Consider the following 23,895-nt stretch of genomic DNA (forward strand, 5'->3'; position numbering starts at 1 on the left):
ATTTCTACTAAATACTTGTTAGTAGATAAACCGGCATTGTGAAAGCAATGCCGGTTTTTTATCAAATATTATTATTCTTATCGATTCTTTATCAATAATACTCACAATAATATGCAGTAAATCATCAATATTCTCCGCATAAAAAGATTCAATTTCGGTTTCTATTTCAATAGGAAAACCATTTATTTTACTAAAACTATAGCCAAATAATATAAACCCAGACTTATCACTTGCATTTAATTTATCAATATAAATAAGTCTTTCGCTATTAATAAATTTAGGACTGTAATGATGATTATCTTTAAATAATACTTTAATTTTATTATTAGTGATCACTTCTAATTTTTCGATAACTATATTTATTTTATTCTCTATTTTATTTTTTATATCAATAATAGAGGATGCTCTATCCAATGAAGCTTTTATCTTTTCAAAAAAATTATTTTCATCGTTCATGTGAAACCCTACAAAATATTGGATAATGATCAAACTTTTTAAAGAAAATATCATCGAGGCAGTGATTAGCATCATTTAAGATCCGATAGAAATCAAGCTGTTCGAGATCTAACTTAAAGCAGTCTTCTTTCCCATATAAAAATGAAGAAGAGAAAATCATTTGATCAAAAACATACCATCGATTTATTGATGCTGAATTATAATAATACGTACCTAAGTTATTCGTTTTCTTATCCGACAAAAGATACCAAAATGGATTAAATAATAATTCTCTTTTCTTTTTTATGATGTGATAGTCTCTTGTTGCATATAATATATTAATCATCACATCAGAATAAGGTTCAGTATTATAATCACCCATACAAATAATTTGTGTGTCTTTTCCTTTATTTTCAAATAGCTTATCAATACTATTTCTCAACTCTTGGGCAGCTATACGCCTAGTTTTTTCATCAGCACTTAGTACAGATGGCCAGTGTGATAAAAAGAATGTGATCATTTTTTGATTTTCAAGATCTTTAAATGAAACACTGACGCCCACTCTTATTGTTCTATTATCAGGTTGAAGTTTAGTTAAAAACTTACTTGAGATAAATGCTAATTTATTCATATTGTACATTATAGAAATATCAATAAGTATACGCCCTATCTTTCCTGATAAATCGATATATTCCATGTTTAATTCGCAAGCTAATTGTTTGAAATCTATGTTTTCTCTTTTAGAAATCTCACAAAGTGCAACTATATCAAGCGTTCTCTCTTTTATTATTTTTCTAAGATATTGTTTTGCCAATCCAATATCTTCTATATCTATTTGCTTACTTGACCTTATTGGTGGAGATAATCCCATATTCCACCAGCATAAATTCAATTCCATTTTTACATATCATTCCATTTATAATAAATTATTTTTAAATATTACTAGTTATTATCTTACTAAAGCTTAGTAATTTAGCACAATAAATTAAAATAGAAAAAATAATAAAACAAATCAAAATAAACAAATATTTTAATTCATATTTAAACTATTAGTTTTTTATTAAATTAAAAGGTATCTTATTATTTAAGATACCTTATTTATATACGATAAAACTTTACAACCCAGTCTCTACTGTAAATATTTGGCGATAACCATCAATATCACGCATAAATGCAATATATTGGTCATTTGGAGAGAATACGACTGCATCACTACTTGGTGCCTGTGCTGTTCTTTCTGTTAATCGAGTTAACTCACCCGTTTTCACATTACATAGCATCACGCTGTTATCACAAATAAAGGTGAGATATTGTCCGTTACTATTCCACGTAAAGGCAGACTGAATATCCCAATCCTGCGAAGTGACTTGTTTTATCTCTTTCGTACTCGGTGATACCGTATATAACTGCACAATGCCGTTATCATCTTTCATCAAGAAAGCAATCGCATCACCTTTTGGCGAGCTTCTTAACCAGTGGCGAGGCTGATTTAAAACACCTGCATACTTCCTATTTGCTGTATTTGTTAGGCGAACTTGATGAATACCTTTAGCCACTGCGGGCATTGTTGTATCCGTTCCTGCCAATGGTTTATCACCTTCAACACTGAAAGCCTGATTATCATCAGGTAAATCCACTAAGAAAATATCAGCGACTTTATCACCATTTTCACTCATGGTATCGCCGATAAATGCAATAGCCCAACGCTGCTGTGAACCATCAGCCTTTATATAACCTTGAGTACCAACCCAACACTCTTCATAAGCTTTATTAATTTCGTCGCTTCCCTTTTGTGGATAAGCAACAGTTTGGCTTATTACAGTGCAAAAATATTCACCGTCATATTCACGAGGATGTTTTTTAGCGACATTAACCGCTTTTAGTGGCACAGCAACAGCCACATTACGTTGATCATATTCGCTCCCCAGTTCATGCATAATATGATCATTGTAGGTAAAGCTTAAACGTGTGCCGTCAGGGCTAAAGACGTGAACATGTGTACCGCCACGTAATGCGCCGGCTTGATAAGGTGATGTCAACGAACAAGCGTCGATATTAAATGCACGATTATTTTCTGATTCATTAACAATCACACCTCGACGATGATGAAAGTCATAATGCCATTCATTATCTGGGTTTTCTGGCCCATGAATAAAGGCATAACGCACGGGCTCTGTTGGGCTTACTGTCGCAACCCCTGCATGTGCCCCTTGTGTTGCTGTGTAAATGATCTGTTGCTGTTTTGTTTTCGCATGAATTTTTTCTATGGTTAGACCTGTAAAAGATCCCCCATTGGGACGTACATCATAGACTAACCACTGGCTATCTGGCGTCCAAACATTTATATTAGTTAGCTGATGATGACGGCTATCAAACGTAATCTGGTGTTCCTGAAAAGACATATTTATCCTTATCGGGAAATAAATTTCCACATTATAAAAACTAATTAATTTTACCTGGCACTAAAAAAATTCAGTCGAGACTTTTTCGCAAGGTAATTATTCTACCCTCACTAAATAGTCAGAAAATTAGAAAATCATGTTACTTAGTGTTCTCTATATTATTGGTATTACTGCAGAAGCCATGACCGGTGCGCTTGCTGCTGGTCGTCGTAAAATGGATGTTTTTGGCGTTATTATTATCGCCTCTGCAACTGCCATTGGTGGTGGCTCTGTCAGAGACATTCTGCTCGGCCATTACCCGCTGGGTTGGGTAAAACACCCTGAATATATCGTCACTGTTGCATGTGCTGCTGTTATCACCATGTGGGTTGCTCCCATGATGAAACACCTACAGCGACTCTTTCTTATCTTAGATGCCATTGGTCTAATGGTTTTCTCTATTATCGGTGCGCAAATCGCACTCGATATGGACTATGGCCCAATTATTGCTGCTATTGCTGCGGTGATTACGGGTGCTTTTGGTGGCGTATTAAGAGATATGCTTTGTAATACCATTCCTTTAGTTTTCCAAAAAGAAATTTATGCCGGTATCGCTTTTGGTGCTGCGTGGCTTTATATGGGATTACTGTTTTATACACCGTTACCAAGAGACGTCATTATCATCATTACCCTAATTGCAGGGTTAACAGCTCGACTTCTCGCAATTCGTTATAAATTAGGCTTACCTGTCTTTAATTACGAGAATCAAGATTAACGAATCGCTGTTTTAACGACAGCGGTTCTTTTTGATTCTGTGGGGTATCTCAAAATATAATCTCTTTTCGCTATTGTGATAAAAGGTAATTCCTATCACTGAGCCTTTAATTCTATGTTAATATTGACATAGTTTAATTTTTCTCTTGTTTCTATATTCAGAAAATAGAATTTAATAAGAAAAAAATGGCCCTGTATTAAACATGGGCACTGTATGTCATTCATTGTATGTGTATACTATATGGGGGATTTGCTCCCTAAACATGTATTTATACTTAATTCTCCAGTCAAATTCAGAAAGTCATCATGATCCAAGGAACACTTTATATTGTTTCCGCTCCAAGCGGTGCGGGTAAATCAAGTCTTATTCAAGCGCTGTTAAAAACACAGCCTTTATATGACACTCAGGTTTCTGTCTCTCATACAACCCGCCCAATGCGACCGGGAGAGAACCATGGTGAACATTACTTCTTTGTTACTGAAGAAGAATTTAAAAGCATGATAGACAGCGGGGATTTCCTCGAACATGCTTGTGTTTTTGGTAACTATTACGGAACATCCGGCAAAGTTATCAAAGAAATCTTAGCCAGTGGTGTAGATGTCTTTTTAGATATCGACTGGCAAGGCGCACAGCAAGTGCGTAAAGCGATGCCAGAAGCTCGCAGTATTTTTATTCTGCCACCGTCAAAAGAAGAGCTTTACCGCCGACTTCGTGGACGTGGACAAGATAGCGAAGAAGTGATTACAAAACGTATGTCGCAAGCTGTATCGGAAATGGAACATTTTAATGAGTATGATTATTTGCTGATTAATGATGATTTCAATACTGCGCTTGCTGATTTACAATCAATTATTCGTTCAGAAAAATTACGCCTTGATCGTCAAACGCTACGACATGGTGATTTAATCAGCAAATTATTGGCAGACTGAGTTAACTTTCAGTATTATGCCCAGTCATTTCGTTAATGGTGGAGTAACACAAATATGGCACGCGTAACCGTTCAAGACGCTGTAGAGAAAATTGGTAACCGTTTTGACCTCGTTCTGGTCGCAGCACGTCGTGCGCGTCAGTTACAAGTTGGCGCTAAAGATCCTTTAGTTCCAGAAGAAAATGATAAAATGACTGTTATCGCGCTACGTGAAATCGAAGAAGGCCTGATTAACGGTAAAATTCTTGATGCTCGTGAACGTCAAGAGCAGCAAGAGCAAGAAGCAGCAGAATTACAAGCTGTTTCAGCGATTGCGGAAGGTCGTCGTTAATCGTTTTATAAAATAGGGGTAGGTCTGCCTTGTACCTGTTTGAAAGCCTGAATCAAATCGTTCAAAAATACTTGCCATCGGAGCAAGTTGAACAACTTAAAAAAGCCTTTATCGTCGCCCGAAATGCCCACGAGGGACAAACTCGTTCAAGTGGTGAGCCTTATATTACTCACCCTGTTGCGGTTGCGTGTATTCTCGCAGATATGCGATTAGACCAGCAAACGCTGATGGCGGCGCTGTTGCATGATGTTATCGAAGATACACCTGCAACCTTCCAAGATATCGAAAGCCTCTTTGGTAGTACGGTTGCCGATCTTGTTGAAGGGGTGTCTAAACTTGATAAGTTGAAGTTTAGAGACAAAAAAGAGGCTCAGGCTGAAAACTTCCGTAAGATGATTATGGCGATGGTAAAAGATATCCGCGTCATTTTGATCAAGCTGGCAGACCGAACTCACAATATGCGCACACTGGGATCATTACGCCCAGATAAACGTCGCCGTATTGCTCGCGAAACACTCGAAATTTACAGCCCTCTCGCACACCGTTTAGGTATACACCATATCAAGACAGAGCTTGAAGAGCTGGGTTTCGAGGCGCTACATCCTAATCGCTACCGTGTAATCAAAGAAGTCGTTAAAGCAGCTCGAGGCAACCGTAAAGAGATGATTAATAAAATCCTCTCTGAAATTGAAGGTCGCCTGACAGAAGCGCATATCGAATGCAAAGTTAACGGTCGTGAAAAACACCTTTACTCTATTTATCGGAAAATGTTGTTAAAAGAGCAACGTTTTCACTCGATCATGGATATTTACGCCTTTCGCGTGATCGTGAAAGAAGTCGATACCTGTTATCGCGTTTTAGGTCAAATGCACAGTCTTTATAAACCGCGTCCCGGTCGAGTTAAAGACTATATTGCAATCCCAAAAGCCAACGGCTATCAATCTCTTCATACTTCACTTATTGGCCCTCATGGGGTGCCTGTCGAAGTGCAAATTCGTACTGAAGATATGGATCAAATGGCAGAAATGGGGGTTGCAGCACATTGGGCTTATAAAGAGCAAGGTGAACAACCGGGCACAACTGCACAAGTTAGAGCTCAACGCTGGATGCAAAGTTTACTTGAATTGCAACAAAGCGCGGGTAGCTCATTTGAATTTATTGAGAACGTAAAATCAGATCTCTTTCCTGATGAAATCTACGTTTTCACGCCAGAAGGTCGCATTGTTGAATTACCAACAGGCGCTACTCCTGTCGATTTTGCTTATGCTGTACACACTGATATCGGTCATGCCTGTGTAGGTGCAAGGGTTGATAGACAACCTTACCCACTTTCACAATCGCTACGCACCGGACAAACGGTTGAAATTATTACCGCTCCAGGTGCAAGACCCAATGCAGCTTGGCTAAACTTTGTTGTCAGTTCAAGAGCACGCTCTAAAATCCGACAACTACTGAAAAACCTAAAACGTGAAGACTCTATTAATCTAGGTCGTCGTTTACTTAATCACGCATTAGGCGAGCACAAGCTTGCTGATATTTCAGCTGAAAATATTGAGCGCGAGTTGAAGCGTATGAAGCTTCATTCAATCGACGACTTAATGGCTGAAATTGGTTTAGGTAATACCATGAGCGTTGTTGTTGCGCGTAATTTATTGATTGATAGTCAAAATCAAGATGAAAACGCACAAACAGAAACAACCAATGATGAAACACCTAAACTCCCAATTAAAGGCGCTGATGGCGTATTAATCTCCTTCGCTAAATGTTGCCGCCCTATTCCGGGTGATCCTATCGTTGCACATATTAGCCCAGGTAAAGGTTTGGTTATTCACCATGAATCTTGTCGTAATATTCGTGGTTACCAAAAAGAGCCTGAAAAATTCATGCCTGTCGAGTGGGATAAAGAGATCAACAGCGATTTCATTACTGAAATTAAAGTCGATATGATTAACCACCAAGGCGCTTTAGCAAACTTAACCGCAGCTATTAACGATGCTAACTCAAGTATTCAAAGTATGAATACAGAAGAGAAAGACGGTCGCGTATATTGTGCTTTTATTCGCTTAACGGCGAAAGACAGAATTCAATTAGCCAATATCATGCGTAAACTTCGCATCATGCCAGACGTTCTGCGCGTTAGCCGTAATAAAAACTAGTCATGAATTCAATTCGATATGCCCGCATCTGCCAAATGATGGCGATGCGGCAGCCTGATCTTACCGTCTGCCTTGAAGAAGTGCATAAATCCCATAATGTTGCAGCCGTTATCAGAACGGCTGATGCTGTGGGCATTCCTAAAATTCATGCTATTTGGCCTGAAGAAAAAATGCGAATGTTAGTTTCCCCCGCAGCAGGAAGTAATAGCTGGGTCAATGTAGAAACTCATCCTACTATCACAGACGCGGTTAACGCCTTTCGAGCCCAAGGTATGCAAGTTCTTGCGACTCATCTCTCAGATAAAGCGGTTGATTTTCGTGAGATTGATTACACGCGCCCAACTTGTATTATTATGGGACAAGAAAAAACGGGTATCTCACAAGATGCTATCGCGCTTGCAGATCAAGATATTATTGTGCCGATGATGGGAATGGTACAATCCCTAAATGTTTCTGTCGCCAGTGCACTAATTTTATATGAAGCACAACGCCAACGTCAGGCTGCGGGTATGTATAACCGAACAGAGAGCACCTTAACAGAAGAAGAACAGCAAATTCTTCTCTTTGAAGGCGGATACCCGGTTTTGGCAGAAGTTTCTCGTCGTAAAGGACTGCCTCGCCCTTATATTAATGGCAGCGGTGAAATTGAAGCCCCTGAATCATGGTGGGCGGAAATGCAAATGACGCAAAAACAACTTAGGAAATTAAAAAAGACGGAGTATTGATCCCATGAAAGGAAAACTGCTTGATGCAATCCCCTTAACCACTCTTCACGGCGTAGGTGCAAGTCAGGCAGACAAGCTGGCAAAAATAGGGCTTGTGACTATTGAGGATTTGTTACTCCACCTTCCTTTGCGTTATGAAGATCAAACGCACCTCTATGCTATCAGTGATCTCCTTCCCGGTATTCCTGCCACTGTCTCTGGCGAAATATTAAGAACTGAAGTCAGTTTTGGTCGTCGTAAAATGATGACCTGTCAAATTTCTGACGGCTCTGGAATTTTAACACTTCGCTTTTTTAACTTTACAGCGGCGATGAAAAATAACCTTGCTCAGGGTAAACAAGTCACTGCTTATGGAGAAGTTAAACGAGGAAGTCGGGGTCCTGAAATTATTCACCCTGAATACAAAATCAAAGTTGCAGGCTCTGAAGTTAAACTGCAAGAAACGCTCACTCCCATCTATTCAACGACAGAAGGCTTACGCCAAACATCATTACGTAAATTAATAGAGCAAGCATTAGAATTACTTGATACCTGCGCTATTAACGAACTATTACCCGATCAATTTATTCACGGCTTACCGCCGTTGGCTACTGCATTACGTACACTGCATAATCCGCCTCCTGATATTGCTTTTGCAGAACTTGAGAAAGGACAGCATCCTGCGCAAAAAAGGCTAATTATTGAAGAATTGCTAGCTCACAATCTAGGTATGCTCAATGCAAGAGCTGGTGCACAATCTTATCGTGCAGAGCCATTGTTTATGCCAAATACATCGACATTACGTCAGCAGTTTCTCGCCTCTCTCCCCTTTACCCCGACTAATGCACAACAACGTGTCGTTAATGAGATAGAAGCAGATTTAGAAAAAGACTATCCAATGATGCGATTGATCCAAGGAGATGTAGGCTCAGGTAAAACACTAGTGGCCGCATTAAGTGCGTTACGTGCTATTGCTAATGGCAAGCAAGTGGCTTTAATGGCACCAACAGAATTATTGGCAGAGCAACATGCATTAACCTTTAAGAAATGGTTTGAGCCTTTTGGTATCCAAGTAGGTTGGTTGGCAGGAAAACAGAAAGGGAAAGCCCGCGAAACGCAGCAAAATGCTATTGCGAATGGTGAAGTCTCAATCATTATTGGAACACATGCGATTTTCCAAGAACAAGTTAAATTTCACTCTCTAGCCTTAGTGATTATTGATGAACAACACCGTTTTGGTGTGCATCAACGCCTTGCCTTATGGAAAAAAGGTGAAGAGCAAGGCTTTCACCCTCATCAATTGGTGATGACAGCAACGCCAATCCCACGCACATTAGCGATGACCGCTTATGCTGATATGGACACCTCTATCATCGACGAATTACCGCCGGGGCGTACACCTGTTACCACTGTCGCTATCCCCGATACTCGCCGTAATGACATTATTGAACGCATCAGACTGGCTTGCACAGAAGAGGATCGACAAGCCTACTGGGTATGCACCCTAATTGAAGATTCTGAAGTGCTTGAAGCGCAAGCGGCCCAAGTTATCTATGATGAACTTACAATAGCACTCCCTGAAATCAAAGTAGGATTGGTACATGGGCGAATGAAGCCCGCAGAGAAACAAGCTGTAATGGCGGCATTTAAAGAGAATGAGCTGCAACTTTTAGTTGCAACAACAGTGATTGAAGTTGGCGTTGACGTACCTAATGCAAGTTTGATGATCATTGATAACCCAGAACGACTAGGGCTAGCACAGTTACACCAATTACGCGGGCGTGTAGGTCGGGGTGCTATCGCCTCTCATTGTGTCTTGTTGTATAAAACACCACTCACTCAAACAGCACGTTTGCGATTGCAGGTATTAAGGGATAGCAATGATGGTTTTGTCATTGCACAAAAAGATCTCGAAATTCGTGGCCCCGGCGAGCTTTTAGGTACTAAGCAAACAGGTAATGCACAATTTAAGGTCGCTGATTTATTACGTGATCAAGGGCTTGTTCCTGAAGTGCAACGTATCGCTCGTTACCTGCATCAGCACTATCCTAAGCATTCTCAAGCCTTAATCGAACGCTGGCTACCTGCCAAGACACAATATAGCCAAGCTTAAGATTACTCTTTTGCATGCCTTAGCGTGCGTTTGAACTCACTTTAAGTTGATCTCGAAATATTCGTAAGTTAAATGCCACATAGAAAAACACCTCAATGTCGATATTCAACATTGAGGTGCTCTTTAACGTTTTTGAAGCTATTTTAATTTATAGTAGCCAAACTACCCTGCAACTATAGGTGTAAAAAACGGTAGCATCAGATACAGTTTAATCACTATTGCATTCACAATATCAATGAAGAATGCACCGACCATAGGTACGACTAAGAACGCAAGATGAGAAGGTCCAAAACGGTCTGTCACGGCTTGCATATTCGCAATCGCAGTTGGTGTAGCACCTAAACCAAAACCACAGTGACCAGCTGCTAAAATCGCAGCATCGTAGTTTTTACCCATAACACGGAAAGTCACAAAAATCGCATACAGCGCCATTACAGCCGCTTGAACACCAAGGATAACCAGCATTGGTATCGCCAGTGATGCAAGCTCCCATAATTTCAAGCTCATTAATGCCATCGCTAAGAATAACGACAAACTTACGTTACCTAAGACTGACACGGCTCTATCAAAAACACGGTAGAACCCAAGCATTGAAAGGCTATTACTTAAAATAACGCCAATAAACAGAACACACACAAAGGTCGGTAGTGAGAATGCAGTACCTTCTAACAATTGAGAAAGGAAAGTACCCGCCATTAAACAGATAGAGATCATCGCAATAGTTTCTAATAAAACCATTGAAGTGATCATTCTGCCTGTTGTCGGCTTCTCAAACGCAGTTGGCATTTCATGGTCGTCGGCGCCTAATCCTGGCGTTGGGATATTTTTGATTAAGTAGCGTGCAACTGGGCCACCAATCAATCCCCCTAAAACTAAACCAAAGGTCGCACAAGCCATCGCCACTTCAGACGCACTCATAAAACCATAGTTTTCAACAAAGGTTTTACCCCAAGCAGCACCAGTACCATGACCACCCGATAAAGTAATCGAACCAGCCAGTAATCCCATTAATGGATCAAGGCCTAACATTTCTGCCAATGCAATACCGACTGTGTTTTGTACAAACAACAATCCAACAACAACAAAGACGAAAATAAAAAGCGCTTTTCCTCCCGCTTTTAAACTCGCGAGGTTTGCGTTTAAACCAATTGTTGCAAAGAAGGCTAGCATTAATGGATCTTTAAGTGAGAGATCAAAACTCACTTCCCAGTCCATAAAAGATTTGAATGCTAATAGAAGAACTGCAACAAGTAGCCCACCTGCAACGGGTTCCGGGATCGTATACCGTTCTAAAAAAGGAACAGATTTCACTAACTTACGTCCGATCAAGAGAACCAAAGTGGCCGCAACCAGCGTGCCATAAACATCAAGATGATACATTTATGTACCCCGTCTTATTTGTTAATTTTATATAAAAATACTACGACGCTAAGTTCATCCATAAACAACGCCAAAAGCAGGTATCCCCGATTAGAAAAAAAAACGGAGACAAACACAAGTTAAAACATATAAAAATGTGAGCGCCTCTTATGCATTTTGATAACATCATTTTTACGCAAACGATTGCTTTTGTGGCGCAGATCATTAAAATACCGTTTTTGCCGAATAAGAAATTCACACCATGGTTACTTCAGAAAATCAAAATTTGCCTAAAAATAGTGACGTTTCAATTAAAAAAAATAGCGAACTTCTTTTTGCTTTAGAAGAAAAACCGCCATTACCACAAACCCTTTTTGCTGCTTGCCAACATCTTTTAGCCATGTTTGTCGCGGTTATTACACCCGCGATCCTCATTTGCCAAGCATTAGGACTACCTGCACACGATACCCAACGCATTATCAGCATGTCTTTATTTGCATCAGGCATTGCCTCTCTTATTCAAATTCGAGCTTGGGGGCCGATAGGTTCAGGATTGTTATCAATTCAAGGAACGAGCTTCAACTTTGTTGCTCCGCTCATTATGGGGGGATTAGCACTTAAAAATGGTGGGGTTGATATTCCAACAATGATGGCAGCCCTTTTTGGTACTCTAATGGTTGCCTCACTAACCGAAATTATTCTTTCTCGTGTACTTCACTTAGCAAGACGTATCATTACACCGTTGGTTTCAGGTGTCGTAGTGATGATAATCGGCCTCTCTTTAATTCAAGTTGGATTAACCTCTATTGGTGGTGGTTATGCAGCCATCGAGAACAATACCTTTGGTTCACCACAAAACTTGTTATTAGCAGGCTCTGTTCTTATCGTTATTATTTTACTTAATCGACAAAAAAATCCTTACTTACGAGTAGCTTCTTTAGTCATTGCAATGGCTGTGGGCTATGTTCTTGCTTGGGCTTTAGATATGTTACCCACACCCGCAGAACATCAAGAAACGCCTTTTATGACTATTCCTGAGCCATTTTATTATGGGCTGTCATTTGATTGGCATTTACTTATTCCTTTAATGCTGGTGTTTATGATCACTTCGCTAGAAACTATTGGTGATATCACAGCAACGTCTGATGTTTCAGAGCAACCCGTCAGCGGTCCTTTGTATATGAAACGCATTAAAGGGGGCGTATTAGCTAATGGAATTAACTCCATGGTTTCAGCATTTTTCAATACCTTTCCAAACTCTTGTTTTGGTCAAAATAATGGTGTGATCCAATTAACGGGTGTTGCTAGTCGTTACGTAGGTTATGTTGTTGCGGCAATGCTTGTTATCTTGGGTTTATTTCCCTTCGTTGCTGAATTTGTACAAAGAATTCCTGAGCCAGTATTAGGCGGAGCCACATTAGTGATGTTCGGTACGATAGCTGCGTCCGGTGTACGTATTGTGTCTAAAGAGGCATTAAACCGCCGAGCTATCATGATCCTTGCTATTTCACTTGCAGTAGGCTTAGGCGTTTCGCAACAGCCTCAAATATTACAGTTTGCCCCTGATTGGCTAAAAACATTGCTATCATCAGGTATTGCTGCGGGCGGTTTAACAGCCATTATTTTAAATCTGATTTTCCCACCAGAAAAATAATGATTAACTCGCAACAAATGAGTAAAGCGCTATTTGGGATTATGAAAATAGCGCTTTATTTATCATCTTTAGGTCAATGGTATTTTTATAAAAGTATTGTCCTTTGCGTTACGGTAAATCTTTATCTCAATACTGAAAATCAAAGGAAAATAACATGGCTACACCATTGAACCCAATTAAAAACCCTGCACTCGAATACTTAAAAAGTTATCCGTCTACTCAAGATTTTCATATACAAACTATTGGGCAATTTTTTACTTATCTCAAAGACTCTATTCTTTCATTATTTAATAGTGAGCATAAATTTACTTATTTAGGAAATAAGTCTGTTGCTGAATTCAATTTAGAGCATATTAAAAAAGATTTAGATACGTTTTTAACCAATCCATATCTTAATAAGCCTACAGTGGATGCCCTTAAATATTCATTTAATTACTTACAGAATCAATCTTACATTACACCTAATCTTCACGATGTTTACCGTTCTGGCAGTCTTGAACCTAATGATTTGATTTCTCGATTAATTAACTACAGTAACAAACTTCAGCTGCAAAAATTAAGTACAACAGAAACAAAACATGCTCAATGGGTTATGAAAATACTAGAGGAGATAAATAGTCATTTAAAACAATTACCCAATACGGAAAACCTGACATCCAGAATATCTAACATCCTTAATAAATGAGTGAAATCTCTTTGATCTATCCGATGAATACTTGAGCATCGCCTAGTTTTCAGGCATAACTGTATAATGTTTTGATGGAGTATAAAACAGGAGAAGGGTTATGCGCTGGCTGATGAAAAGTTTGGTATCTCTGATACTTATCGTTATTTTATTTATTATTATAATTTACGCTTTTATTCAGACTCAGTGGGGCGCGCAGAAAACCAGTGAATGGCTGACACAATACACTGACTATGATATTCGCTTCTCAGGTATTGAGCATGATCTTATGCAACCCGAGCAAGTCATTGTCCATGATCTCCTCGTTAATCCTAAACAAGATAAAGCCACCGTATCGGCTAAATCAGCACAAATTCGATTTAATTGGCAATTTTTTACCACACCTTCTCATCTACAAAAAATCACATTAGAAAATGGCAATATTGAGTTTGCAGACAAAACACCTTCAATACCCTTAAGTGCCGATATCTTACAATTTAAAAATATGGCACTAAGTAGTGAAAAAACTGATTTTTCTTTTGATGCCAAGAAAGTGACGGGCGGTATTACGCCGTGGCTCCCAACATCAACCGATTTAATAGGAGCAGGCCATTTCCAATTTTCTATTGCTAATGGCATGGTAAATAATAATGAATTCAGTAATTTTATTATCTCTGGGCAATATCAACCTAATAATATTCAAATAGAGAAATTAGGTACTCGTTTACTTAATGGCTCACTATCTTTGAGCGGGCAATATCAAGATAATCAATGGAAATTTGATGAAGTTTATATGAATGGCTTGCGCTGGCAATCCTCGCAAACCTTTAACGAATTAATTCAGTCTCTCTCTAAATACCCTCGTATTAGTATAAGAGCACTTAATATTGTTGATTTTACTGCTGAAGGAAAACAGTGGGCAGTCAGCGGTTTTGATGGGCAATTTTCTCAGTTTAGTTGGGATAACGCTCTTTCATTTACAACTGGTGAACTCAATACAAATGATGTTGTTTTTCAAGATGAACACTTCACTGATCTTATCGCAAAACTTAATCAACAAAATCATCAACTCAATCTAGATAGCCTCAGCCTACGCTACGAGAAAGGCTTAATTAAGCTTGCTGGTAATTGGAATAAAGGTAATAAAACGATTACGATCCAAGACGCCACATTATCAGGCCTTTTATATACACTACCTGAAAATTGGCTCACTTTTTTAACTAAACCAATAGATGATAAGAGTAATATTCAAAATATCACTATCGAACAGTTATCTATCAATCAATCCATCTTGATTGATATCACGCCAGAATTTCCATTCCAATTCACCAACTTAACAGGAAAACTGCAAAATTTAGTGATTGCAAAAGAAGGGGAATGGGGATTATGGCAAGGCTCAGCGGTATTTAATGCTGATAGTGGTACATTAAATCGTATTGAATTACGTCGCCCTGATTTAAAAATTGTCACTCAACAAGACAACGCTATCGTTGAGCAATATTCAGCATTTATTGGTGACGGCATTGTTCGAGGTTCAGCCGGTTTAGTACAATCTAACCAACAGCGCCAATTCTCACTTATTGCTAATGGACTAAATGTACCTTTATCAACGCCTTACACATTGGGTTTAAAAACAACCTACTCTGACGAAATAGGCCAATTCACATTAAAATTGAAAGGGGATTTACGTTCAAGCCCTGTGGAATCAACACTTAATGGTACATTAACTGGAAGTAAAGGTGAGCAACAAATACTCAACTCAGTGATACAAAATGGCGAAATAATTAATCACCTATAATATTGATCTTTCGCAGGAGCACGGATTGCTCCCTTTATAAAAAGCGTTACAATGCGCTATTGCCCTTTTCTTTATTGTGGAGTTTTCATGTCTGACGAAGATTTTTCCCCTGAAAAAATATCTTTAAATGTGTTTCAACAATCTCCTTTAACTGCACTTGAAGATAACAGCACACTGCTTGTGTGTGATGACAACAAAACTCCGTTGTTCTATTGCCTTTCTAAAGAAGATTATGATGCATTGATTGAGCGAGTTATGGATGCTGAACTTGCAGCTATCGTACTTGAACGTCGCCAAAATAAATTAGATGAGCTTGATTTAGACTAATTTTATCGATGTGTAATTTGTCTTAAATAGAACAAACAAAAAACACCCTTTCAGGTGTTTTTTTGTTTTTATCGCATCTTCAAAGATGAACTTAACGTTTTTTCTTTTTACGACCAGGCTGAACAAAACGCTTACGGGAATTATTTTCCGTTTCTTTGGTTTTTGTTTGAGGAATATGAATACCCAATGCTTTTGCATTGCTACTAATTTGTTTTTTCGGCTTATTTTGCTTTGGTTTTGGCGGTGCTTCAGAAGTCGATTTTTCAATCGATTCAAATAAGGTAATCAGCTCATCATCCGTCAAATCACGCCATTCACCGACAGGCAATCCTGATAAGCTCACATTCATAATACGAATACGTTCAAGCTTAGTGACTTCATAACCAAAATATTCACACATACGACGAATTTGACGATTTAACCCTTGAACTAAGGTAATACGAAACACCATCGGCGCTTCTTTCTTAACCTTACATTTCTTGGTTTTTTGTCCCATGATAGGAACACCAGCACCCATACCATGAATAAACTCATCAGTAATCGGCTTATTCACTGTCACGAGATACTCTTTTTCGTGATCATTACCTGCACGTAGGATTTTATTCACTAAATCGCCGTGGTTGGTCAGGAAAATCAACCCTTGAGAGTCTTTATCTAAACGTCCAATTGGGAAAATACGAGTACTGTGGTTAACATAGTCAACAATATTATCTTTCTCGCCATCATCTGTGGTACTGACAATACCTACTGGCTTATTCAGTGCAATCAAAACTAGCTCAGAGTTATCCTGTGCTTCAATCAACCGACCATTGACTTTGACTTCATCGCCCGCAAATACTTGGTCGCCAATACCGGCACGCTTGCCATTAATAAGGACAAGTCCTTGCTCAATATAACGGTCAGCCTCACGACGTGAGCAGATCCCGCTTTCACTGATATATTTATTAAGACGAGTAGATAAATTGGTGTCCATGCTTCCCTCCGTAAACTGCGAAATATACATCAATTGGATAGCGATAGAAACACTATAAAATAAGCATTAGAGCATAGATTGATTATCCCCACGCTTTAACGTAGAAAAGATAACAAAAACGTCGATAAGATCGGTAAAAAATAGATTAAATTCAATTAATTAAAATAAGCACACTTAACATTGCTTATTTTGTGAAGGTAATACAATATAAGTACCACTAAAAACAGCACCAACACCTTCATCGCCACAAATATCAACATCTAGCTTAATGCGAGCTTTACTGCCCTTCGCTAATCGCCCTAAATCCCCGCTTAAATTTTCCATATCTGCAACGGCCGCAGGACGTCCTGATACAGGTTTGCGATAACGAATATGAGCATCCACCAGCACAATATCACCTTGTAACTTATGCTCTCGCATTAATAGCCAAATCAATCCCCAACCGGTTAATGTTGCGAGTGAAAATTGGCTGCCAGCAAAAATAGTGTGATGAGGGTTTTGGTTTCCCGCTTCTGGGATAGTGGTATAAAAACGAGTTCCCGTATATTGAGTAATACGTAATCCCATTTTCTCACTTAAAGGAATATGTTGATGCCACTGTTTTTGTAATTCAGCACACCAATCTGGTCGATGAAGAATGTCATCTAAAGACTCAATACTTTTTTTCATAAAGAAGTGCTTAATGGGTGTAGTTTGTGGGCCTGTGACTAGACCACAATTTTCATAACCCAATTTTTCAAAGAAGTTTACAGACTCTTCTCTTGCACTACATACGATCCGTTTTATACCTTCTTGGCGAGCCAATGACTCTAGCGCCATAGCAACAAGAGTGCCTAAGCCTTTACCTTGCGCATCTGTACGTACTGCCATAAAGCGGATAGCGCCTTCGTTATCCGCATTAATATAAAGCCGTCCAATCGCGACAGGTTGACCGGTTTCATCGACAACCATTTGGTGATGAGCAAGGGTATCATAACCGTCTTTTTCAGAGCCTTCAGGTTGATGTAGAGGTTTACGAAGCATTTCCCAGCGAAAAGCATAATAGGCATCAAATTCCGCCTCTGTTTTTGGGGTTCGTAAATGGTACATATCTGAGCTCCTTTTAACATCACGACATATTTGACGTTATACCTGCAACCAAAAGGTGACTGGACCGTCATTAGTCAGTGTGATTTGCATATCCGCGGCGAATTGGCCTGTTTGTGTTTCTAAACCTTGTTGCTGACATTGTTCTATAAAGTAGTGGTAGAGATCTTTCGCTAATTCAGGGGGGGCACCATTCGAAAAACCAGGGCGCATTCCTTTTTGTGTTTCTGCGGCAAGGGTGAATTGAGAGACGACTAATAAACTACCACCTGCTTGTTGCACATTTAGGTTCATCTTGTCGTTTTCATCGCTAAATATGCGATAACCGCACACTTTTTCACATAATCTTTTGGCTTTCTGTTCGTTGTCGTCTTTCTCTACACCTAATAAAACCAACAAACCTTGATTAATAGCGCCGACTGTTTCACCTGCAATATCCACTTTTGCCTGTGTCACTCGTTGAATTAACGCGATCATACTCTCTCCAAAATAAATCAATAAAAAAGGATAACAAATTCAATCCATTGTTATCCTTACAATAGCATTATTCTTCTACTGGGAGAGAAAAATCATAATCTTTAAAGTAGTCAATGACAGTTTGTTTATCAATGACATGTACACCTTTCATACCCACAGCAATGGCTGCATCAACATTGGCTTTCACATCATCAAAGAAAACGGCATTCTGTGCTTCGACGTCTTCAGACTGTAAAACATATTTATAGATTTCAGGATCAGGTTTTCTCATACCGATATCTTGAGATAGATAGAGGAAATCTGCTGAGGCAGCTATTTCAGGATAGTGTTCCGGCCAGTAGTCTTGGTGTAAACGGTTAGTATTTGATAACACCACGACCCGATGTCCTTGTTCTCTTAACTTATTCATTATATCAATGACTTCAGGGCGTAATGCGACGAAAATAGCCTGCCATCCTTCAGCAAACTGTTCAAAGCTTAAATTCATTTCTAATTCTGAACTGATTTCTTCTGCAAACTCGATGTCTGTAATATTGCCGCGTTCGTGTAATTTAAAGATCTCTCCTGTGGTGAAGTTCTTTTTTATGTTCGCTAATGGAACACCACTGAGTTTACTCCATACTGCGAATACCCGGTTAAAATCGATATCAATAATCACATTACCCATATCAAAGATATAAAGCATAAATCCTCTCCATAATAGAAAACTCATTTTACTTTAATCATAAATCGCTTTACTGAACAGGCTTAAACACCAAAAAAGTACAATAATCACACTTAATTTTTTTGTAAAACATAAAACCAGAATAGGGAGAGACGAAAAATGAGACTAAAAGCATCATTATCTACAATGAAGTTGTGATGTGATGATAAAACACCTTCTTCTTATTTATTTTTGTATGATTTTAAAATCATCATGCAACTGTGCCCAATTAGGAACCGCTCCTGCTTTTATAGGTGTTACTAAAATAGCACCGGGTAAATTTGCCCCTAAATAAGCAAGAATGGCAAATTCATTATCTATATGGCATTTCAATACATTCGCAATGTATTCTCTTAATACACCTTCAGGTAGCAAGTTAGATAGCACAGGCGAGATTTTCTGTGTGCGAATTTGAGGCTTAGTTAAATATTCAGGATCAAATAACTGTCTTAATGTGAAACTCGGTCGACTTTCTTTTGGCATATCGACAAAATGGGGATTAAATGTCAGTATATTTTTCCCACCAGCATAATGTGCAATAATCGCAACATCAATGCCATGTAACTGAATATTAAGACCTTCCACTTTCTCAACCTGTTTAATCATTGGTTATTCCTTTTTCTTAAACCAAAAATCGAGATCATCCACGTCATCGTCCAAATCAATTTTGCTTCTGTTGGCTATCTCCGTATTTGCAATTGCCGAGTTTACATTAGAATTTTTAGCCTTAATTGATAACTCTAAATCTAATCCTTCTAGTACCCGTAGTAAGGTAGAGAGCTTAATATCATTGCCTGATTCTATGCGTTGGTATTGTTGTTGCTTCATACCAATACGTAAATACATATCTTTTTGCTCTATGCCTAATTTTTTACGTTGTTCAGCTATTAAATTGGCAATTTCATTAATCGTTTTCATATGTGTTTCGATATTGTATTGGTGATTTTTACAACACTTTAGTTGTATTGCAACTTAAAAACAACTTATAAGTTGTATTTTGAGTTATAAACAACACTTAAGTTGTAAATGCAACTTGAGGAATAAAAGGTAAGAAAAGAGAGGCAGGAAGAGAAAAACTTATGCGGTGGCAAATACTCCACCGCATTCGTCTTATGGTACCTATAGTACCTATACTCTAAATAATTTGAGTTACAGATAGGCAACAAGTGAAGATAGGCGGGGAACATAGATAAGCTATGTGACTCGACTAACTGAGCGTAGTCAACTCCTCTGTAACTTGAAGTATGACGAGTATAAACTCAGGGCGCTAACGCGCCCTAAGAATTATGTTATCAGAATAACGAATTAGTCTTTGCTACGGTAAGCGCGACGACGATCGTTTTCTGACAGATAACGCTTACGCAGACGGATAGACTGCGGAGTTACTTCAACTAACTCATCGTCATCAATAAATTCTAATGCTTGTTCTAATGTTTGTTTCAGGTGTGGAGTCAGCGTTGTCGCCTCATCTGTACCAGAAGCACGCATGTTAGTCAGCTTTTTACCCGTTAAGCAGTTTACTGTTAAGTCATTAGAGCGAGTATGAATACCAATCACTTGGCCTTCATAAACTTCTGCACCATGAGTCACGAATAATTTACCGCGGTCTTGTAAGCTATACAGTGCGTAAGCAACGGCTTTACCTTGGCCATTAGAGATCATAACACCGTTATTACGGCGACCGATTTCACCCGGACGAACATCATCATAATGACTGAATGTTGCGTACAGTAAACCAGTACCTGATGTCATGGTCATAAATTCAGTACGGAAACCAATCAGACCACGGCTAGGGATAATGTAGTCTAAACGTACACGTCCTTTACCATCTGGTTGCATATCACGCATTTCGCCTTTACGCTCACCCATCGCTTGCATCACATCACCTTGGTGTTGTTCTTCAATATCGATAGTAACTTGTTCGAAAGGCTCTTGTTTACGGCCGTCAATATCACGGAAGATAACTTTAGGACGAGATACACCTAATTCGTAACCTTCACGACGCATATTTTCAATCAGAACTGACAGGTGAAGCTCACCACGACCTGATACACGGAATGCATCTGGATCTTCAGTTTCTTCTACACGTAATGCTACGTTATGGACTAACTCTTTTTTCAGACGATCTAAAATCTGACGAGAAGTCACAAACTTACCTTCACGACCACAGAAAGGTGAAGTATTAACACAGAAATACATGCTAACAGTTGGTTCATCAACGGCTAATGCAGGTAATGCTTCAACAGCACCTGTTTCGCAGATCGTATCAGAAATATTCAGTTCGCCTAAGCCTGTGATGGCAATGATATCGCCAGCTTCTGCGACGTCAACTTCGATACGTTCTAAGCCTAAGTGACCTAACACTTTACCGACTTTACCGTTACGAGTATTACCTTCGCTATCGATGATAGTAACTTGCTGGTTAGGTTTAACCTTACCACGCTTGATACGACCGATACCGATAACACCCATGTAGTTGTTGTAGTCCAACTGAGAAATTTGCATCTGGAATGTGCCTTCCAGATCAACTTTTGGTGGCTCTACATATTTGACAATAGCTTCATATAACGGAGTCATATCTTCAGCCATGTCATTGTAATCTGTTCCCGCAATACCATTTAATGCAGATGCATAGATAATTGGGAAATCAAGTTGTTCGTCAGTTGCGCCTAAGTTTACGAACAGGTCAAATACCTGATCAACAACCCAGTCTGGACGCGCACCAGGGCGGTCAACTTTATTGATAACAACAATTGGTTTTAAGTTGTTAGCAAACGCTTTTTGTGTCACAAAACGAGTTTGTGGCATTGGGCCATCCATCGCGTCAACCAGCAATAGAACGCAGTCTACCATAGACATAACGCGTTCTACCTCACCACCGAAGTCGGCGTGTCCTGGGGTATCTACGATATTGATACGATAGTCATTCCATTTAATCGCTGTATTTTTCGCAAGAATAGTAATTCCGCGCTCTCTTTCGAGATCATTTGAGTCCATCACGCGCTCAGCAACGGTTTCACGTTCACCGAACGTACCAGATTGCTGTAGTAATTTATCGACGATAGTTGTTTTACCATGGTCAACGTGGGCGATGATGGCGATATTACGCAAGTTTTCGATCACAAAATTTGCCTCAGGCATTGTAGAAATAAGCGCAGTATTGTACACGCTTTAGACGAGAGACTAAACAAGATCACAATAATGATTGCTTAACAATATGCAATTAATTGAATTGTGATCCTTTTCACGCCTCAGAATTTAGTAGCATCCGTTCAATTGCACCAAAATAGTGCAATTAATTAGGCTTAATTTGCACCAACTTTGTGCAATAATTAAAAAATCACAGGAGATATTCTACACTAAACTTCATCAATACAGTATATATCCCTTTTTAGATAAGTTGGCATGCTTTTCGCAATAGAATTTAGGTGAGCAAAAAATTCACCGAAAAATGTGTAAGGCCACTGCACTCAATAAAACCATTCGCCAGGAGAGTTCCTATGTCCCTTGAACATGTGTTATCCATGATTGAAGAACATAAAGTTAGATATATTGACTTACGTTTCACTGATACCCGCGGTAAAGAACAACATCTTACTATTCCGGCTCATCAGGTTAACGATGATTTCTTTGAAGAAGGAAAAATGTTCGATGGTTCTTCTATTGGTGGCTGGAAAGGCATTAACGAATCAGACATGGTGCTGATGCCAGATGCAACAACTGCAATGCTTGACCCATTTTTCCAAGATCCAACCCTGATTATTCGTTGTGACGTTTTAGAACCTGGCACAATGCAAGGTTACGATCGCGACCCACGTTCAATCTCAAAACGTGCTGAAGACTATTTAAAATCAAGTGGTATCGCAGATACAGTGCTGTTTGGGCCAGAGCCAGAATTCTTCCTGTTTGATGATATTCGTTTCAAAAACGATATTTCAGGCGCTTCTTACGCTATCAATGATATTGAAGCTGCATGGAACACCAATACCAAATATGAAGACGGTAACAAAGGTCACCGCCCAATGGTTAAAGGGGGTTATTTCCCACTGCCACCCGTTGATTCATCACAAGATATTCGTTCTACTATGTGTAACATCATGGAAGAAATGGGCTTAGTTGTTGAAGCTCATCACCATGAAGTAGCAACTGCGGGTCAAAATGAAGTGGCTACTCGCTTTAATACCATGACCAAAAAAGCAGATGAAACTCAAATTTATAAATACGTGGTACAAAACGTGGCTCACGTATTTGGTAAAACAGCGACCTTTATGCCAAAACCATTAGTTGGTGATAACGGTTCAGGTATGCACTGCCATATGTCACTGTCTAAAAACGGCGTAAACCTGTTTGCAGGTGACAAATACGGCGGATTATCTGAAATGGCGCTGTATTACATCGGCGGTATTATCAAACACGCTCGTGCATTAAATGCATTTACTAACCCAACCACTAACTCTTACAAACGTTTAGTTCCGGGTTTTGAAGCACCTGTAATGCTGGCTTACTCTGCACGTAACCGTTCAGCGTCAATTCGTATTCCAGTTGTTGCTAGCATGAAAGCGCGCCGTATTGAAGTTCGTTTCCCAGATCCGTTAGCAAACCCTTACCTTGCGTTTGCTGCGCAGTTAATGGCTGGTCTTGATGGAATTATCAATAAAATTCACCCTGGTGATGCTATGGATAAAAACCTCTATGACTTACCACCAGAAGAAGCGAAAGAGATCCCAACTGTCGCAGGTTCATTAGAAGAAGCATTAAATACATTAAATGCAGATCGTGAATTCTTAACTCGCGGTGGTGTATTTACTGATGATGCTATTGATGCTTACTTAGAATTATTACGTGCTGATGTACAACGTGTACGTATGGCTCCGCATCCTCTTGAATTTGAAATGTATTACAGCGCTTAAGACTATTTTTACTAATAAACACTTAAGCCTAGATGTAAAACTGTTTTTTTTGCCGTGAAGCTATTTTGCCCATCTTCGGATGGGCACTTTTCTCCCACTTAAGGAGTCAGTCTTTTCACTT

The 23,895-nt window shown here is 39.2% G+C and carries 22 protein-coding genes; 11 read left to right on the forward strand and 11 right to left on the reverse strand.

Going from position 1 to position 23,895, the window contains the following annotated elements:
- Nucleotides 1–18: 18 nt before the first annotated feature.
- The 3 genes from EHE21_RS17540 to EHE21_RS17550 all read right to left on the reverse strand — a co-directional run bounded on the left by EHE21_RS17540 (nucleotide 19) and on the right by EHE21_RS17550 (nucleotide 2,837).
- The gene (locus tag EHE21_RS17540; protein WP_194951385.1) at nucleotides 19–456 is read right to left on the reverse strand and encodes a hypothetical protein; all 438 of its coding nucleotides are present in this window, start codon (nucleotides 454–456) and stop codon (nucleotides 19–21) included.
- Nucleotides 446–1,333, reverse strand: a complete 888-nt coding sequence (locus tag EHE21_RS17545; RefSeq protein ID WP_194951386.1) for an endonuclease/exonuclease/phosphatase family protein — start codon at nucleotides 1,331–1,333, stop codon at nucleotides 446–448. The genes EHE21_RS17540 and EHE21_RS17545 overlap by 11 nt, the downstream gene beginning before the upstream one ends.
- Before the next feature lie 217 nt (nucleotides 1,334–1,550).
- Entirely contained in the window at nucleotides 1,551–2,837 is a 1,287-nt protein-coding gene (locus EHE21_RS17550; RefSeq protein WP_194951387.1) for a DUF3748 domain-containing protein, read from the reverse strand.
- Nucleotides 2,838–2,973: 136 nt separating this feature from the next.
- On the opposite strand from EHE21_RS17550, the gene EHE21_RS17555 reads away from it, so the two are divergent.
- The 6 genes from EHE21_RS17555 to recG all read left to right on the forward strand — a co-directional run bounded on the left by EHE21_RS17555 (nucleotide 2,974) and on the right by recG (nucleotide 9,823).
- Nucleotides 2,974–3,591: a trimeric intracellular cation channel family protein gene (locus EHE21_RS17555; RefSeq protein WP_088494339.1), complete on the forward strand. Its 618-nt coding sequence runs from the start codon at nucleotides 2,974–2,976 to the stop codon at nucleotides 3,589–3,591.
- Nucleotides 3,592–3,896: 305 nt separating this feature from the next.
- The gene (gene gmk / locus EHE21_RS17560; RefSeq protein ID WP_023583250.1) at nucleotides 3,897–4,520 is read left to right on the forward strand and encodes a guanylate kinase; all 624 of its coding nucleotides are present in this window, start codon (nucleotides 3,897–3,899) and stop codon (nucleotides 4,518–4,520) included.
- 54 nt (nucleotides 4,521–4,574) lie between these two features.
- Nucleotides 4,575–4,850 (forward strand): DNA-directed RNA polymerase subunit omega, encoded by a 276-nt coding sequence (gene rpoZ / locus EHE21_RS17565; RefSeq protein WP_004246820.1) that lies wholly within the window; start codon nucleotides 4,575–4,577, stop codon nucleotides 4,848–4,850.
- Between the two features lie 29 nt (nucleotides 4,851–4,879).
- Nucleotides 4,880–7,006 carry a bifunctional GTP diphosphokinase/guanosine-3',5'-bis pyrophosphate 3'-pyrophosphohydrolase gene (gene spoT, locus EHE21_RS17570; RefSeq protein WP_075671312.1) on the forward strand — a complete coding sequence of 709 codons (2,127 nt, stop codon included), beginning with the start codon at nucleotides 4,880–4,882 and terminating at the stop codon, nucleotides 7,004–7,006.
- A 2-nt stretch (nucleotides 7,007–7,008) separates the two neighbouring features.
- Nucleotides 7,009–7,731: a tRNA (guanosine(18)-2'-O)-methyltransferase TrmH gene (trmH, locus tag EHE21_RS17575; protein ID WP_194951388.1), complete on the forward strand. Its 723-nt coding sequence runs from the start codon at nucleotides 7,009–7,011 to the stop codon at nucleotides 7,729–7,731.
- A 4-nt stretch (nucleotides 7,732–7,735) separates the two neighbouring features.
- The gene (recG, locus tag EHE21_RS17580) at nucleotides 7,736–9,823 is read left to right on the forward strand and encodes an ATP-dependent DNA helicase RecG (RefSeq protein ID WP_194951389.1); all 2,088 of its coding nucleotides are present in this window, start codon (nucleotides 7,736–7,738) and stop codon (nucleotides 9,821–9,823) included.
- A gap of 162 nt (nucleotides 9,824–9,985) precedes the next feature.
- Here recG and gltS read toward each other — a convergent pair whose 3' ends face one another.
- Nucleotides 9,986–11,203 carry a sodium/glutamate symporter gene (gltS, locus tag EHE21_RS17585; RefSeq protein ID WP_194951390.1) on the reverse strand — a complete coding sequence of 406 codons (1,218 nt, stop codon included), beginning with the start codon at nucleotides 11,201–11,203 and terminating at the stop codon, nucleotides 9,986–9,988.
- A 241-nt stretch (nucleotides 11,204–11,444) separates the two neighbouring features.
- Between gltS and EHE21_RS17590 the strand changes: the two genes are divergently transcribed.
- The 4 genes from EHE21_RS17590 to EHE21_RS17605 all read left to right on the forward strand — a co-directional run bounded on the left by EHE21_RS17590 (nucleotide 11,445) and on the right by EHE21_RS17605 (nucleotide 15,625).
- On the forward strand, nucleotides 11,445–12,836 hold the full coding sequence (locus EHE21_RS17590; protein ID WP_194951391.1) for a uracil-xanthine permease family protein: 1,392 nt from the start codon (nucleotides 11,445–11,447) through the stop codon (nucleotides 12,834–12,836).
- Nucleotides 12,837–12,990: 154 nt separating this feature from the next.
- Nucleotides 12,991–13,521, forward strand: coding sequence for a hypothetical protein (locus EHE21_RS17595; protein WP_194951392.1), 531 nt, complete (start codon nucleotides 12,991–12,993; stop codon nucleotides 13,519–13,521).
- Nucleotides 13,522–13,621: 100 nt separating this feature from the next.
- On the forward strand, nucleotides 13,622–15,298 hold the full coding sequence (locus EHE21_RS17600) for an AsmA family protein (RefSeq protein WP_194951393.1): 1,677 nt from the start codon (nucleotides 13,622–13,624) through the stop codon (nucleotides 15,296–15,298).
- 87 nt (nucleotides 15,299–15,385) lie between these two features.
- A complete protein-coding gene (locus EHE21_RS17605) occupies nucleotides 15,386–15,625 on the forward strand; it encodes a hypothetical protein (protein ID WP_088494331.1) in 240 nt (79 codons plus the stop codon).
- A 91-nt stretch (nucleotides 15,626–15,716) separates the two neighbouring features.
- Here the strand turns inward: EHE21_RS17605 and rluF are convergent, their stop codons facing one another.
- From rluF to typA, 7 genes are all read right to left on the reverse strand, one after another.
- Nucleotides 15,717–16,598, reverse strand: coding sequence for a 23S rRNA pseudouridine(2604) synthase RluF (gene rluF / locus EHE21_RS17610; RefSeq protein ID WP_194951394.1), 882 nt, complete (start codon nucleotides 16,596–16,598; stop codon nucleotides 15,717–15,719).
- A 174-nt stretch (nucleotides 16,599–16,772) separates the two neighbouring features.
- Complete coding sequence (gene fabY, locus EHE21_RS17615) at nucleotides 16,773–17,687, reverse strand: fatty acid biosynthesis protein FabY (protein ID WP_088494330.1); 915 nt, start codon at nucleotides 17,685–17,687, stop codon at nucleotides 16,773–16,775.
- A gap of 36 nt (nucleotides 17,688–17,723) precedes the next feature.
- Nucleotides 17,724–18,161: a D-aminoacyl-tRNA deacylase gene (gene dtd, locus EHE21_RS17620; RefSeq protein ID WP_088494329.1), complete on the reverse strand. Its 438-nt coding sequence runs from the start codon at nucleotides 18,159–18,161 to the stop codon at nucleotides 17,724–17,726.
- Between the two features lie 67 nt (nucleotides 18,162–18,228).
- Nucleotides 18,229–18,846, reverse strand: a complete 618-nt coding sequence (yihX, locus tag EHE21_RS17625) for a glucose-1-phosphatase (RefSeq protein WP_194951395.1) — start codon at nucleotides 18,844–18,846, stop codon at nucleotides 18,229–18,231.
- Nucleotides 18,847–19,050: 204 nt separating this feature from the next.
- Nucleotides 19,051–19,470: a HipA N-terminal domain-containing protein gene (locus EHE21_RS17630; protein ID WP_194951396.1), complete on the reverse strand. Its 420-nt coding sequence runs from the start codon at nucleotides 19,468–19,470 to the stop codon at nucleotides 19,051–19,053.
- A gap of 3 nt (nucleotides 19,471–19,473) precedes the next feature.
- Entirely contained in the window at nucleotides 19,474–19,782 is a 309-nt protein-coding gene (locus EHE21_RS17635) for a helix-turn-helix domain-containing protein (RefSeq protein WP_194951397.1), read from the reverse strand.
- Nucleotides 19,783–20,169: 387 nt separating this feature from the next.
- Nucleotides 20,170–22,005: a ribosome-dependent GTPase TypA gene (gene typA / locus EHE21_RS17640; RefSeq protein ID WP_023583239.1), complete on the reverse strand. Its 1,836-nt coding sequence runs from the start codon at nucleotides 22,003–22,005 to the stop codon at nucleotides 20,170–20,172.
- Between the two features lie 359 nt (nucleotides 22,006–22,364).
- Between typA and glnA the strand changes: the two genes are divergently transcribed.
- Complete coding sequence (gene glnA, locus EHE21_RS17645; protein WP_088494326.1) at nucleotides 22,365–23,774, forward strand: glutamate--ammonia ligase; 1,410 nt, start codon at nucleotides 22,365–22,367, stop codon at nucleotides 23,772–23,774.
- The last annotated feature ends 121 nt before the right edge of the window (nucleotides 23,775–23,895 follow it).

This window comes from Proteus sp. GOKU (assembly GCF_015475555.1).
Taxonomy (GTDB): Bacteria; Pseudomonadota; Gammaproteobacteria; order Enterobacterales; family Enterobacteriaceae; genus Proteus; species Proteus mirabilis_B.